Genomic DNA, 14,557 nt, shown 5'->3' on the forward strand with positions numbered 1-14,557 from the left:
ACTCATACTGTAACCGATTAGAGGGCGGTAGATCCCGATAGCACGCTCGGGTTATTGCGTCAGATCTGCGCATCTCTTCATACGCATCAACCACCTTTCGAGCTTTTGGGTGGAGATCGAAAGGTGGTTGATGTATAGACAATGCAGATTACGCTTTTACGAATTCATCAGTTCGCGCTGTGCCTTCAATCGCGCCTTCTCGATTCGGCCTGATACGATGATACTGACTTCATACAACATGGCCAGCGGCAAGGCAACCAGAACCTGACTATAAATATCTGGCGAAGGGGTGATGATACCAGCTACCACCAGAATCACAATCCAGGCATGTTTGCGGTACTCGCGCATGAATTTTGGCGTCAGGACACCTACTTTCGATAGTACATAGGCAATCATTGGCATCTGAAAGATCAATGCGCAACCCAGCGATAGGGTAACCAGAATGCCAATATAAGAGGTTATGTCAAACTGGTTTTTAATATCGGGCGTAATTTGAAAGTTCGCCAGAAAATTGATTGCTAATGGCGATACGATAAAATAACCGAAGAGCAATCCCAATGTAAATAACAACGAAACAAAGAAAACTGCGCCACGAGCTGCATCTTTTTCGACATTACGTAAACCTGGCTTGATAAACCGCCATAGTTCCCAAAACGCGTATGGAAACGCGAAGCAAAGACCAATGATAGCTGCCGAGGTCATGGCCATTGTAAACTGATCCGATACACCAAGGGACTGCAACTCGAAATTGAGTTTTGTAACACACAAATCCTTGTATCCAGTAATATCTGACAGTTTACACATCATCCGGTACGTCCAGAAATCAGGGTTTTTAGGGCCCATGATGACGACCTGAAAGATCTCTTCAATGTAAATGAATGCAATTATAGCAAACACAAAAATGGACCCAACGGCCCGAATAATGTGCCAGCGTAGTTCTTCCAGATGATCCAGAAAGGACATTTCCTTGCCTTCTTCGGATTCTATCTCTTCGTCAGTCAGTTGGTCGAGTGGCATTTGTTTAAAAAGCGAAAGAGTGAAGGAGCGAAAGACCGGGCCGCCGGAGCGGTGAAAGAAAAAAGTTAACGCGAGTTTTTAACCGCACTTTCATTCTTTCATTCTTTCGCTCTTTAATCTTTTAATGGTTAACTTTTATAGAGCGGAAATGCTTTCATCCACTCATTAATTTCTTCTTTAACGGTCGAGAGCACGCTTTCGTTATCGTGGTTCATCAACACCTTGTCGATATATACGACAATTTGCTCCATGTCCGATTCTTTCAAACCACGAGTTGTCATAGCCGCCGTTCCAACACGCATACCCGAGGTAACCATCGGCGACTTATCGTCGAACGGAACCATGTTTTTATTGATCGTGATATCTGCCTTAATAAGCGTATTTTCGGCCAGTTTACCCGTCAACCCTTTCGAACGTAAATCGATCAGCATCAAATGGTTATCGGTACCGCCCGAAATGATCTTGTACCCTAAGTTCAGGAATGAATTGGCCATAGCCTGCGCATTGGCTTTCACCTGAACGGCATAATCGTAGAAGTCATCGCTCAGCGCTTCACCAAACGCAACCGCTTTAGCCGCAATGATATGTTCCAATGGTCCGCCTTGTGTTCCCGGAAACACCCCGGAATCCAGCAACGACGACATCAGGCGAGTTTCGCCTTTTGGTGTTTTAATACCATATGGGTTCTCGAAATCATTCCGCATCATAATGATACCGCCCCGCGTACCACGCAGGGTTTTGTGCGTAGTGGTCGTTACGATATGTGCGTAAGCAAGTGGATCGTTCAATAAACCTTTGGCAATCAGACCCGCTGGGTGCGATACGTCGGCCAGAAGCAATGCACCTACCTCATCGGCAATGGCACGAAGCCGGGCATAATCCCAATCGCGGCTATAAGCCGAAGCGCCACAAATAAGCACTTTAGGCCGCTCGCGTTTAGCGGTTTCCTCAACAGTATCGTAATTGATAACGCCTGTTTCCCGTTCCACTCCGTAAAAAGTAGGGCGGAAATATTTACCCGAAATATTGACCGACGAACCGTGCGTTAAGTGACCACCATGCGACAGGTCGAAGCCCAAAATAGTGTCGCCAGGCTGTAAACACGCCAGGAACACCGCTGTGTTTGCATTGGCACCCGAGTGCGGCTGAACGTTTACCCAGGTAGCGCCGAAAAGCTCCTTAGCCCGATCAATAGCGATTTGTTCAACCTGATCAACCACTTCGCAACCGCCATAATACCGTTTGCCGGGCAGGCCTTCCGCATATTTATTAGTCAGAACACTTCCAGCGGCTTCCATCACGGCAGGCGACACAAAGTTTTCGGAAGCAATCAACTCAATACCCGACTCCTGCCGGTGTTGTTCTTTAGCAATCAGGTCAAACACCTGCGTATCGCGGGTGGTGTTGGTGACGGTCGTCATCAGTATGAACGGTTTATTTGATTGATTGTCTGTTTGATTCCTAAAATCGTAGCCGACAAACGGGCAGAAAACCAAACATCTATTTTACGCAAAGGTACGGCAGAAAACCATAGAATAGAATGTCGATTTTCAGGACAATTGCCACAAAATCCGAGCACGTTGTTGCCCACCATAGCTGTATAGAGTTTCTATTATCATTAAACCTTCTTACGACAAGGTTATCTTAAAGAAAAGGCTCATTCTGACACTACGAATGGCTTATTACCTATAATTATCTCGTTTCAGTAAACTTAATTGTAACGATATAAAAACTCTGAAAATTCAGGCAAACGTATGGGTACTGGCCGGATTGCTAGTTTCCACTCTTGTTTCAGGATGCACAACAACAGCCACTACAACTACCCAGGGACCACCTCCTGCACGAGTCGAAGTAATTCCAGCGGCACCATCGGCACGCCATATGTGGATACCGGGCCATTATGTACGTCGGGGACGTAATTATGTCTGGGTCAACGGCTACTATCGGGTGGCTCCAGCCCGCTATAATGCCTGGGTACCTGGTCATTGGCAGCAAACTCGTCGGGGTCCCATGTGGATTGAGGGTCACTGGCGATAAGTTAATGTAGGGCCGACCGTCTCGATCGGCCCTACATTAACCCTTCCCTTTGGCCATTGTCTGGTACTGAAAGGGGGTCATGCCTGTACTGAGCCTGAACTGGCGATGGAAATGAGAACTGTTATTATAGCCACATTCCAATCCAATCTGACCAACACTGATATCAGCGTTTACTAACAGCTTACGGGCATGCCCTATACGAAGTTCATTAAGGTACTCGACAAAGGTCTTTCTCGTACGGTTTTTGAAATACCGGCAGAAAGCCGCCGGAGCCATTCCCGCAACGGATGCAATCTGTTCAATACGAATCTCATCCCGAAAGTTGAGTAGCATAAATTCCAGCACTCGTTTCATTCGCTCGGTTTCGGCAGCACCGGGTGCTAATTGATAACTATCGCTGGCTAATAACTGCGCTTCTTTATCCGTTTCCAGTTGATTTAAAATAGTGAGCAAACTCACTACCTGCCCTAATCCAGTTTGTTCAGTCAACTGCACCATCAGCAAAGCCACTGACTCACTAATGGCTTGGCTGAAACGAAGTCCAAAACGCCCTCGATGAAGCAACTGTCGTACAGCACCCGCTTCGGGCATAGCCGCCAAAACCTGTTCATCAAAAGAAGCCGGGAACTGTACCACCACCGACTCTGCCTGGACTCCAGGCTTGGCTTGATAAAACTCCTCATCATTCCGCCAGAAGTGCGGCAAATCGGGGCCCAGTAATACCAGATCACCCGCCTGAAACGGCTCTACATGATCGCCAACAAAACGCCGGCCATAGCTGCTAATGATGTACGTCAATTCGTATTCAGGGTGGTAATGCCAGGGCGCATCAAAGTACGGCAACTGAAATCGTCTGACCAGTGCCGAACTCTGTTCATTAATCATTACTTTCTCAAAAAGAGCTTTCACCAGATGCGCTATTTTAACCTATTTAATCTCCTCATAGACTTTATAAGGTCAAAATTAGATACAAATCTGCAAAAACTCTATTCTAATCGCGTAATAATACCAGGTAGTTTTGTGGTGTTAAACTATTCCTAAACCTACTCTATCGAACGAGGCAATTGCACAAAGTCGTACTTGAGTATACTAGTTTGTACTACGGCACGGCTTTGTGCGAGAGCCTTTTACCCATCAATTCATAACTCATTAACACATGGAAGCTACGATTGATAAGGAAACTCTACTAAGCGAATTGAACGCATACTATACCGTTAGCCCTGACGCTATCGCATTTTATCGTAAAAATGGCTACGTAAAACTCAAGCATGTTTTGAGCCCAGAAGCACTGGCGTATTACGGCGACATCATTACAGATCTGGTGTTCCGGCTTAACACGCTCATTAAACCGATGGAAGAACGTACTACCTACGAACGGGCGTTTTTGCAGATTATGAACCTCTGGCGTGAAGATGAGCAAGCTAAAGAGTTCGTCTTTTCAAAACGATTAGCCAGAATTGCCGCTGACTTAATGGGTGTTGAGGGTGTTCGACTCTACCATGATCAGGCCTTATATAAAGAACCATCGGGCGGTATTACGCCCTGGCATGCCGATCAGTTCTACTGGCCGCTGGCATCGCCTAACACGATTACAGTGTGGATTCCCTTGCAGGACACGCCCATGGAAATGGGACCGCTGGCCTTTGCAGAAGGTAGCCAGCATGTGGAGATTGGCCGCGATTTGGAAATAAGTGATGATAGCGAAAAAATCCTGGCCGACACACTCCAAAAACAGAATTTCAATGTTCACGACACGCCCTTCGAACTGGGTGAGGTTAGTTATCACGCAGGCTGGACGTTTCACCGAGCTGGACCTAACCAATCGGATCGTCCACGAAAAGTGATGACAATGATTTATATGGATAAAGACCAGATTGTGATGCAGCCAAGGAATGAATACCAAATTGCCGACCATGCAACCTGGCTCAACAATGCACCTATCGGTAGTAAGCCACAGGACGAGCTAAATCCAATATTATTTAGCTACTAAACAGTACTTTTCCTGCGTTATAAAGAAACCCTGGCCTAAGCTGGGGTTTTCTCTTGTATAGAGGCTCTAAAAATGGAATATTTTTGCAGTATTTCTGTTCTTCAAACAAACCATCACTTACCCAAAGCGGGATGAAATCAATTCTTACGCTTGCGGTGTGGCTCTTGCTACCCCTCGCTACGTTTGCCCAGATTCTAAAACCAGTCACCTGGACCTATAAGCCGGTCAAATCATCAGCAAAAGTTGGCGAGGTCGTTGAACTCCGGTTCACCGCTAACGTTCAAACTGGTTATCATATCTACTCGTCGGATGTCAATTCAAAAATTGACGGTCCTCTACCAACAGTTATTAAGCTTACCCCTAACAAAAGCTTTGAGCTGGTCGGAAAAGTAAAACCTGTGAGTAAGGTCGAAACTAAATATGAGGAGGTATTTGAGGGCGATACGTATGTAATGCACGGCGCAGCACAGTTTTCGCAACGTATCAAAATTCTCAGTGATAAGCCAGTTATTGAAGGCAATGTTGATTATCAGGTCTGTACCGATAAGGATGGTCAGTGCATTCCTGGGAATGAAGATTTTTCTATCACGGGCTTAGTGGTTTCTGCACCGGCTACTACAACAGCAGTAGCCTCAACACCAACCACAGCCTCTACGGTTACCAAACCAACCTCCGAAACAGCAGTTGCAGCTATTACGCCAGCACCCGCACTGACAGCAACGGAAGAAGCTAAACCCGAAGAGACTACAGTTAAGGAAGCGGTTAAAATTCCGGATTTATCGGTAGAAGGGTCCAAGAATACGCCACAGGAATCACTGGGCGGATTTCTGTTAGCCGCTTTTCTGTCAGGGCTGGTTGCTTTGCTCACGCCTTGTGTGTTCCCGATTATTCCAGCAACGGTTAGTTTTTTCACCAACCAGCAGGGCGGCATGTGGAAAGCCTTTCTGTATGGTGCTTTTATTATTGGTATTTACGTGCTGATTGGTACAGTTGTCTCGCGGTTTAACGGCCCGGCTTTTGCCAACTTTGTTAGCACACACTGGCTGCCGAACGTTTTGTTTTTTGCCACCTTCTTCATTTTTGGACTATCCTTTCTGGGTCTGTTTGAGATTGTACTGCCAAACTCACTCATCAATCAGGCTGATGCAAAGTCGGAGAAAGGTGGCATTACGGGGATTTTCTTCATGGCCTTCACACTGGTACTGGTATCATTTTCCTGCACGGGGCCTATTGTTGGCAGTTTGTTGGTGGCATCGGCTGGTGGCGAGGTTGTTAAACCTATTTTAGGAATGGCCGCGTTTTCGTCGGCTTTTGCCATACCGTTCACCTTGTTTGCGGCCTTCCCACAATGGCTCAAAAACTTACCCCGTTCGGGTGGCTGGCTGAACTCTGTAAAGGTGGTTCTGGGTTTTCTGGAATTAGCGCTTGCCTTCAAGTTCCTAAGCGTGGCCGATCAGGTTTATCACTGGCACCTGCTCGATCGGGAGGTTTTTCTATCGCTATGGATTGTCATTTTCGCACTGATTGGCTTTTATTTCCTGGGTAAACTTCGTCTTCCTCACGATAGCGAGGTTAAGTTCATCAGTGTACAGAAACTCCTGCTAGCCATCGCGACATTCTCATTTGTCGTCTACATGATTCCCGGTTTGTGGGGCGCTCCGCTGAAAGCCTTATCAGGCTATCTACCGCCCGAAACGTCGCAGGATTTCAATCTGCATGGGCAGGCTTCTGGAAGTGGCCAGCAGCAGGCAGCCTTAACCGGAAATCCGACGATCAAGCATGCTGATTTATTTCACCTGCCGCACGGCTTACAGGGCTTTTTCGATTACAAACAGGCATTAGCTTACTCTAAACAAGTAAATAAACCCGTATTTATTGATTTCACTGGTCACGGTTGTGTAAACTGTCGGGAAATGGAAGCCCGCGTTTGGTCGGACCCGGCGGTGATGTCGCGATTACAGAATGATTTCGTGATGTTGGCACTTTACGTGGACGACAAAACCGAACTTCCCGAAACTGAGTGGTATACCTCCACCTACGATCAAAAAGTCAAGAAAACGATTGGTGCTCAGAATGCCGATTTGCAGATCACGAAATACAATAACAACGCCCAGCCGCATTACTGCCTGGTAAACGGCGATGGCAAACTGCTTGTAGCTCCTAAGAACTACGATCGGGATATAGCCAACTTCGTTGCGTTTCTGGATTCAGGAAAAGCGAAATTTTAGAAGTGTAGCGCAGACATCCTGTCCGCTTTGCCTACGAATAATTAAGCGAACAAGATGTCCGCGCTACAACAAAAAATCCCCGCCAGAGTCTGGCGGGGATTTTTTATAAGAAAGCAGATTGACTAAGCGGCCGTTTGGGCTGGTGCTTCCTGCGCTTGTATCAACTCCATATCGGGTCTCGATTGATCGGAAACCAGAACACGACCACGTTCCTTACGAACAATTCGCGAAAAAAGCGATATCTCCTGATCGAATAGGAAGAGGAAAAATAGCTTCACAAACGATGTATGATATTTCAGCGACTCGTAATACTCGGGAGCCGATTTCTTAATTTCTGGTAGCTTATTCCAGGGAATAGACGGAAAATCGTGGTGCTCATTGTGGAACCCTACGTTCAGATTAGGCCCGTTAAGGGGACCATAATAACTGTAGGTCTCTTGTTGTGGATCAAGTGTCAGGAAGTGCTCCTGGGCCCAGCGCGCACCCAATGGATGAAGACCAACCGAAAAGAACAGACACAGCACCATGAAGGCCAATGCTTTCCAGCCAAACAGGGTTACGATCAGCACATCAAATGTAATCTGAACAATAAAATTGGCAATTACCCATTTGTCAAAAACGGCTAGTTCTTTCATCCGCAGCGTACGAATACCCTGAAAAATAGGATAGAACAACAACCAGATCGCCTTGCCAATGGCGTAGTTTTTAATTAACCGAGCCTCGTACCAGTCCGGCAAATCGGCATCCAGTTCGTGAACCCCCTGAAAAGCATGGTGCTTGATATGGAAATTCTTAAACGTTAATGCCGTTGGGAATACGGTTGGGAGGTTGGCAAAAATAGCCGCCCACATATTAGCTGTCGGCTTTCGAAAGATCAGATTATGAGCCGCTTCGTGAATACAAACGAATAGCGTGTGTGCCGGGAAGGCGCCAATAAACCAGGCAGCCGCAACCACAATCCACCACGATTGGTCACGAACGAGCCAGGCGATACCCGTCATCAGAACTACACAAAAGGCAGCTACCCAAAACGTATTCGGGTTTTTCTGACCGATCAGTTTCTTGATTTCGGGGTGAGATTTAAGGATTTGTCGGGTGCGAATTCGGTGAGGTTCGGAAGCGTTTGAACGTACAAAATCAGTTAACGTTGCCATAGATGAGGTGTCGCCGTACAAATTCGGTGAAAAATGAAGAGTAAAATTAACACATTTTCAGCTGGTAACGCTATTTTCTCAGCCGAAAATTTCCTGACTTTAGTCATATTTTCATCATTAAAACGAGAAAGGCGGAACTGAGCAGCCCCGCCTTTACTGATTCAGGTTGATTCAACAAAAAACATAAATTCTATAGTGGTGAGTTAAATGAGTGGAATAAGGAGAATAGTGTCGGATAACTTACTACACGACCACACTAACTCTACTAATAGCCAATTGGGAATGAATAGCCTACCGAAAAAGCAACTCCACGATTCCGAACGTTAACATTTACAACAGGCACCTGTATCTGACGTGTAAAGCCATTTGTATATCGTCCTTCAATAAAGAACTTACCCGCACCGGCATCGAACGCCAGACCTAAGCCACCCACCGCACTAACATCCCAGCGGTTTAGCATACCACCATAATTGACATCTATATCGTAAGGTTGCGTTGTAAACAAACCCGAAGCGCGAGTCCGGACACGACCATCGAGCGCATAACTCACTGCCGGACCTGCAATAATATACGGCTGAACAGGACCATCGCTCAGATTAAATTTAAACAGCAGTGGCACTTCAAGTTGTTGCGATTGGTAGGCAATGGTGGCACCTAGTGGAAGATTAAACCCACCCAGATTAAGATCGAAACCTTCTTTTATAGCGACACCTTTCTGTACATACGCCAGTTCGGGGCGGAAGGAAACACGATCACTCAACGGAATATCCAGGAAGATAGCGCCGGTTGGTCCAGCCGTTGGATGAAAATCAGGCATCATACTACCCAGAAAGTCGGGTTTGGACGCAAAGCCCCAGTTGGCACCACCCCGGATACCGACCTGAACCTGAGCAAAAGACGTTTGGATAGAAAATAAGCCAAAGAAGGCAAGAACACCGGCAAGCACAATTCGTTTCATGGTATTGAAGGGAAAATAGACTAAGAAATGAGAACCTGAAATTGATTGTGTAAAGCGTAGGCGATAGGCGACGTGATTAGTTATTGGCGTTTTCGTTGGTTAGAGGACACGACTTCAGAAAGGATTAATCCCGATCAAAAAAAAATATGGCGATCCGTTTAAAATCTTTCCATGTAGCGTCACTACCGCACGTTTTTCTCTGATAATCAGCCAATTGTATTTTTTGTTGAAAACATTGTAGCGGTCTCGTAACTTTACCAATAACCTACGATCCTTAACCTAACGATGAAGTACATTAAGCCAACTAAGTTCAGCTATCTGCCTAAGTTCCTGATGCCGCTAGATGTGCTGGGCCTATTTGAGTGTGATCCTTTCGGCAGTTCGTTACTAATCAGACGAATACTGATTGGCACGGTTGGTTGGCTGACCTATGCGCGTTATACCGTAGTGAATCGGATTCAGATTGAAGGAACCGAAAACTTAGAAAATCTGCCCATCAATAACGTTCTGTTTCTATCAAATCATCAGACCTACTTTGCCGATGTCATTGCGTTTTTCCACATCTTCTGCGCCGTAAAATGGGGGTTTCAGAACACAATGGTACCACCTGTTTATCTGTTCGGCCCTCGTGCGCGGCAGTATTACGTGGCGGCTTCTGAAACCATGAAAAAAGGCTTCGTGCCCCGTGTTTTTGCTGCGGGTGGCGCCCTGACAATCGAACGATCCTGGCGGGCAGAAGGGCGTGAAGTGCAGCGAGCAGTTGATAATACTGCCAATGAGAAAATTGGAAAAGCCTTAGCTCACGGTTGGGTAGTGAGTTTCCCACAAGGTACTACTACGCCTTATGCCCCCGTTCGGAAAGGGACTGGGCACCTCCTGAAAAACAACCAGCCAATCGTTATACCCGTTGTTATCAATGGCTTTCGTCGCGCCTTCGATAAAAAGGGGTTACGCTTCAAAAAACGAAATACACTCCTGACAGTCCAGTTTAAAGCACCTTTGCATTATAGTCCCGATGATACGGTCGATGACATTGTCGCCAAAGTTCGTCATGCCATTGAACAGGACGCTCCTGAGTGGGCGCAGGAAAAAAGTTGATTGGAACAACCGCTACTTTTGATAACCTATACCTCCTTTGTCAACCCACCTTATTTATAAGCGAATGACAAAGCCCCCTTATTCCTAAAGCCGAATTGTTATGAAACCGTTTTCCGAAGTAAACCCGGATCGCAAAAGTTGCCTTTTCTCTGTCTTTCTTCTTGCACTCATCTTCGTTTCCGTTAGTTGTAACAAGTCCTATAAAACGTCTTCCAGCAAAGACTTTACCCGAGTCGTACTGGATACAAATCCGTCTGTAGAGCCCTTATCGCCGGAAGCAAGTCTAAAAAAAATTCAATTACCGCCCGGATATCATATTGAACTGGTAGCCAGCGAGCCCATGATTCAGGAGCCGGTTGCACTGGCCTGGGATGGCAACGGCAGACTGTATGTAGCCGAGATGAATACCTACATGAAGGATGCCAGCGCTACCGGAGAATATGCGCCAACAAGCCGGATTAAACGGTTGGAGGATACGGATGGCGATGGCAAAATGGACAAATCGACCATCTTCATTGACAGCCTTGTTTTACCTCGCACCATTTTGCCCGTAGGTGATCAATTATTGGTGGGCATTACCAATGTTCAGCACATCTGGAGCTATCGGGATACTAACGGCGACGGAAAGGCCGATGAGAAAAAAATAGTCTTTAAGAACGACGCCATCGACTCCCGAAATTTGGAACATCAGAATGGCGGGATGATTTGGAATCTGGATAACTGGATTTACCCCACGCGTGATAACCTTCGGTATAAATACAGGAACGGAAAACTGCTGGCCGACACCCTCGTAGACAACATGATTGGCCAATGGGGCATGACGACCGACAATTACGGTCGCTTATTTTACTCAGAAGCTGGCCCCGGATTACCGGCTGTGCAGATTCAGCAAAACCCGGCTTATGGGGCCCTGAACTTTGCCGATCAATATTCCGAAGATTTCACAAAGCCCTGGCCAATTATCGGAACTGTCGATGCGCAGGGCGGACGAGAAGCGTTACGACCCGAAGATAATACGCTGAACAAGTACACGTCGGGCTGTGGGCAATCTATTTTCCGGGGCGACCGCTTACCCGCGGATATGCAGGGCGATTATTTCATTCCAGAGCCTGTAGGGCGGATTATCAAACGTGGGAAAGTGAGCAACAAAAACGGGAAAATTTACATCGAAGATGCCTACAAACAGCAAGATTGGCTGGCATCGGCAGATATGAATTTCCGCCCCATCAATACGTATACGGGTCCCGATGGCTGTTTTTACATTGTGGATATGTACCACGGCATCATTCAGGAAAGCGAATGGACAAAGCCCGGTTCGTATTTAGGGGGGATCATTCAGCAGAAAGGCTTGTACAAAAATCGGGGAATGGGCCGTATTTACCGCGTGGTGCACGATGACTTCAAGCGCGACACACGTAAGCCAAACATGCTCAATGAATCGGCTAATCAGTTGGTTACCTACCTCGATCATCCCAACGGCTGGTGGCGCGACAATGCCCAATTATTGCTGATCATAAAGAACGACCAATCGGTTGTGCCGAGCTTAAAACAGATAGCCACTGGTGAAAAAGCATCGCTGGCGAAAGCACCTAGTCCATTAGCCCGTATTCATGCCTTATGGACGCTGGAAGGCTTAGATGCCATTGACAAACCAACCCTTTTTCGCGCATTTACCGACGCTGATCCACAAGTCAGAAAGACAGCCGTCTGGGTTAGTGAGTATTATCTAAAGAAAAAAGACCCGGAAGTAATCGAGAAACTGGCCTCCCTAAAAGCTGACCCAAGCGCCGATGTTCGCATCCAGTTGGCGTTATCACTTCGTAGCCATAAAACGCCCCAAACGCAGGCGCTCGTTAAAACGCTACTAGCCGAAAACCCAAAGAACGAACTCATGCAGTTCTCATTCACTACGTTTGCCGAGTCGCAGAAGATGCTCCAGGCCGAGCAGGAACGAACCCGCAACCTAAGCCCCGCCGACCGCGCATTGGTAACGCGAGGAGCCACGATTTTTAAACAACTCTGCGCTACCTGTCATGGCCCCGATGGCAAAGGAATCGCGATGGGTGGCAAGCAAATGCCAGCTCCTCCTTTAGTCGGCTCGCCCCGCGTAAAAGGCGACAAAACCCTCCTGATGCAGTTGCTACTAAACGGTATGCGAGGTCCCGTTGATGGCAAGACCTACCCGGATATGATGCCCTCAATGGCCAGTAACGACGATAAATGGATTGCCTCAGTATTGAGCTACGTCCGAAACAGCAGCGAATTAGGTAATAAATCCTCCGTTGTTACGCCAGAAGAAGTTGCTTACACACGCGCCAATACGCCCGTTATTTCGGCGGGGATGACCCAGCAGGAACTGGAAATATTTAAGTTAGGCCGGGCCGAACGAACCAACTGGAGCAAACCTGAGGACAAGGATAAGTCTCATAAATAATCGCTTGTCATGAACCTGTCCTTCTTAAAAAAATTTCCGGGTTTTCTGCTCTTACTTGGCACGCACGCCCTATTTGCGCAGGAATCCACGTTTACGAATCGAATTGGAATGGAGTTCGTACTCATTCAGCCGGGGAGCATGATTGTTGGACGATTTCAGCCACCCTATCCGCACCAGCCTCAGCCAACAGAGGCATCTAAAAAGAGCGAGCCGGGCATGCCGTGGACTCAACAAGATTATCAACTCGCCGAAACATTGGTTAAGCAGGATGCACGGCCCGGCTTTACGGTCAAGATCAATCGCCCATACTACATTGGCAAATTTGAGGTAACTCAGGCCCAATGGAAGCAGGTTATGGGCATGAACCCATCCGCTTTTCAGGGGAGCAAGGTTAAGGACGAGGCAGACCAGCATCCGGTTGAGCAGGTTTCCTGGCAGGATGTTCAGAAATTCCTGACGAAATTAAATGCACTGGATAAAGACAATCATTACCGGTTACCTACCGAATTCGAATGGGAGTATGCTGCTCGTGCAGGCGCACAGGATGATATTTCGTGGAAAGCCATTTGGGCATCGGCACAGATGGGATCAACAACGACTAGTAAGGTAGGCCAGAAAACGCCTAATGCCTGGGGACTTTACGATACGCTAGGCAACGTTTGGGAGTGGGTTCAGGATTATTACAACGAGAAACTCTTTGCCGACCCAACCGGCTCACCCCGCACAGGTAGCCAGCATGTGCTGAAAGGAGCCTCGTTTGTGGGCGATGTAAAAAATGCGACCTATATGACCCACGCAGCAGGTCCAGGCAACGGCTGGGATATTGGATTCCGGATCGTCATGGAAGTCAAGTAATCAACCCAACAACAAGATGGTCGTATCTATGACTCGCAGGAAATTAATTAGCCTCCTCCTACTTACACTGATAGTAAGCACTGCCAATGCTCAGATTGGCAAAATCCCATCGGGCTTCACACCACTTTTCAACGGAAAAGACCTGAAAGGATGGCACACCAGCCGAACATCGCACCAGGGTACTACCGGTAATTTTTACGTAGAAAACGGCGTCATTACGCTAAAACAATACCCGTATGGGCAAGGTGGTGTTCTGCTAACCGATAAAAAATACGGCAATTTCGAATTGTACCTAGAAGCAAAAGTTGACTCGTTTTGCAACGGGGGCATCTTTATTCGCTCCACCGAAAGTGGGGCCGCTTATCAAATAGAACTGGCTATGCCCGGAGGCTTAGGTGATCTGTTAGGTGAGCGGATGAATGTGAGTAAGGGCGCTCGTGCCGAAACGATTGCTAAAGTCTGGAAACCCGGCGAATGGAATTCATTCCGTATCCGTATGGAAGGCGACATTCCCCATATTCGCTTATGGGTAAACGATCAATTTATGTGGGACGTTACAGAACCCGTAAACGACTTTGTGGCGGGTGAAACAAAAGGCATGATTGGCCTTCAGGCGCACTGGTCAGCCGTGTATTCGGCGGCAGCGGAGTCTTTCAATATGGCCAATTCCTGGAAACCCGGTGCTGCCCACCGCTTCCGGAATATTGCCATTAAAGAATTGTAACGTGGCCCTCTGGTCCGCATAGCTATAGAATAGTCTTCAACTATGCGGACCAGAGGGCCACG

The 14,557-nt window shown here is 47.2% G+C and carries 12 protein-coding genes; 7 read left to right on the forward strand and 5 right to left on the reverse strand.

The window, feature by feature from the left end; translation table 11 throughout:
• Positions 1–156: 156 nt before the first annotated feature.
• Positions 157–1,017 carry a twin-arginine translocase subunit TatC gene (tatC, locus tag EXU85_RS32810; RefSeq protein WP_142776116.1) on the reverse strand — a complete coding sequence of 287 codons (861 nt, stop codon included), beginning with the start codon at positions 1,015–1,017 and terminating at the stop codon, positions 157–159.
• A gap of 128 nt (positions 1,018–1,145) precedes the next feature.
• On the reverse strand, positions 1,146–2,438 hold the full coding sequence (gene glyA, locus EXU85_RS32815) for a serine hydroxymethyltransferase (RefSeq protein WP_142776117.1): 1,293 nt from the start codon (positions 2,436–2,438) through the stop codon (positions 1,146–1,148).
• Between the two features lie 349 nt (positions 2,439–2,787).
• On the opposite strand from glyA, the gene EXU85_RS32820 reads away from it, so the two are divergent.
• Positions 2,788–3,054: a YXWGXW repeat-containing protein gene (locus EXU85_RS32820; RefSeq protein WP_142776118.1), complete on the forward strand. Its 267-nt coding sequence runs from the start codon at positions 2,788–2,790 to the stop codon at positions 3,052–3,054.
• Positions 3,055–3,090: 36 nt separating this feature from the next.
• Here EXU85_RS32820 and EXU85_RS32825 read toward each other — a convergent pair whose 3' ends face one another.
• Entirely contained in the window at positions 3,091–3,963 is an 873-nt protein-coding gene (locus EXU85_RS32825; RefSeq protein WP_142776119.1) for an AraC family transcriptional regulator, read from the reverse strand.
• A gap of 247 nt (positions 3,964–4,210) precedes the next feature.
• Here EXU85_RS32825 and EXU85_RS32830 point away from each other — a divergent pair, with 247 nt between their 5' ends.
• Both EXU85_RS32830 and EXU85_RS32835 read left to right on the forward strand, forming a co-directional pair.
• On the forward strand, positions 4,211–5,044 hold the full coding sequence (locus EXU85_RS32830) for a phytanoyl-CoA dioxygenase family protein (RefSeq protein ID WP_142776120.1): 834 nt from the start codon (positions 4,211–4,213) through the stop codon (positions 5,042–5,044).
• 131 nt (positions 5,045–5,175) lie between these two features.
• Positions 5,176–7,272 (forward strand): thioredoxin family protein, encoded by a 2,097-nt coding sequence (locus tag EXU85_RS32835; protein WP_142776121.1) that lies wholly within the window; start codon positions 5,176–5,178, stop codon positions 7,270–7,272.
• Positions 7,273–7,394: 122 nt separating this feature from the next.
• On the opposite strand, the gene EXU85_RS32840 is transcribed toward EXU85_RS32835, so the two are convergent.
• Both EXU85_RS32840 and EXU85_RS32845 read right to left on the reverse strand, forming a co-directional pair.
• The gene (locus tag EXU85_RS32840; protein ID WP_142776122.1) at positions 7,395–8,426 is read right to left on the reverse strand and encodes a fatty acid desaturase; all 1,032 of its coding nucleotides are present in this window, start codon (positions 8,424–8,426) and stop codon (positions 7,395–7,397) included.
• A 265-nt stretch (positions 8,427–8,691) separates the two neighbouring features.
• A complete protein-coding gene (locus EXU85_RS32845) occupies positions 8,692–9,384 on the reverse strand; it encodes a porin family protein (protein WP_142776123.1) in 693 nt (230 codons plus the stop codon).
• A 285-nt stretch (positions 9,385–9,669) separates the two neighbouring features.
• On the opposite strand from EXU85_RS32845, the gene EXU85_RS32850 reads away from it, so the two are divergent.
• The 4 genes from EXU85_RS32850 to EXU85_RS32865 all read left to right on the forward strand — a co-directional run bounded on the left by EXU85_RS32850 (position 9,670) and on the right by EXU85_RS32865 (position 14,495).
• Positions 9,670–10,482, forward strand: coding sequence for a 1-acyl-sn-glycerol-3-phosphate acyltransferase (locus EXU85_RS32850; protein ID WP_142776124.1), 813 nt, complete (start codon positions 9,670–9,672; stop codon positions 10,480–10,482).
• Between the two features lie 100 nt (positions 10,483–10,582).
• Positions 10,583–12,916: a HEAT repeat domain-containing protein gene (locus tag EXU85_RS32855; RefSeq protein ID WP_142776125.1), complete on the forward strand. Its 2,334-nt coding sequence runs from the start codon at positions 10,583–10,585 to the stop codon at positions 12,914–12,916.
• 9 nt (positions 12,917–12,925) lie between these two features.
• Positions 12,926–13,771, forward strand: coding sequence for a formylglycine-generating enzyme family protein (locus tag EXU85_RS32860; protein WP_142776126.1), 846 nt, complete (start codon positions 12,926–12,928; stop codon positions 13,769–13,771).
• Between the two features lie 28 nt (positions 13,772–13,799).
• The gene (locus tag EXU85_RS32865; RefSeq protein ID WP_142776127.1) at positions 13,800–14,495 is read left to right on the forward strand and encodes a DUF1080 domain-containing protein; all 696 of its coding nucleotides are present in this window, start codon (positions 13,800–13,802) and stop codon (positions 14,493–14,495) included.
• The last annotated feature ends 62 nt before the right edge of the window (positions 14,496–14,557 follow it).

Origin of the sequence: Spirosoma sp. KCTC 42546 (assembly GCF_006965485.1) — a bacterium.
Taxonomy (GTDB): domain Bacteria; phylum Bacteroidota; class Bacteroidia; order Cytophagales; family Spirosomataceae; genus Spirosoma.

Coding starts and splice junctions, on each gene's coding strand:
- EXU85_RS32830 (WP_142776120.1), top strand. CDS start 4,211: ATGGAAGCTACGATTGATAAGGAAACTCTACTAAGCGAATTGAACGCA.
- EXU85_RS32860 (WP_142776126.1), top strand. CDS start 12,926: ATGAACCTGTCCTTCTTAAAAAAATTTCCGGGTTTTCTGCTCTTACTT.
- EXU85_RS32855 (WP_142776125.1), top strand. CDS start 10,583: ATGAAACCGTTTTCCGAAGTAAACCCGGATCGCAAAAGTTGCCTTTTC.
- glyA (WP_142776117.1), bottom strand. CDS start 2,438: ATGACGACCGTCACCAACACCACCCGCGATACGCAGGTGTTTGACCTG.
- EXU85_RS32835 (WP_142776121.1), top strand. CDS start 5,176: ATGAAATCAATTCTTACGCTTGCGGTGTGGCTCTTGCTACCCCTCGCT.
- EXU85_RS32840 (WP_142776122.1), bottom strand. CDS start 8,426: ATGGCAACGTTAACTGATTTTGTACGTTCAAACGCTTCCGAACCTCAC.
- tatC (WP_142776116.1), bottom strand. CDS start 1,017: ATGCCACTCGACCAACTGACTGACGAAGAGATAGAATCCGAAGAAGGC.
- EXU85_RS32845 (WP_142776123.1), bottom strand. CDS start 9,384: ATGAAACGAATTGTGCTTGCCGGTGTTCTTGCCTTCTTTGGCTTATTT.
- EXU85_RS32865 (WP_142776127.1), top strand. CDS start 13,800: ATGACTCGCAGGAAATTAATTAGCCTCCTCCTACTTACACTGATAGTA.
- EXU85_RS32850 (WP_142776124.1), top strand. CDS start 9,670: ATGAAGTACATTAAGCCAACTAAGTTCAGCTATCTGCCTAAGTTCCTG.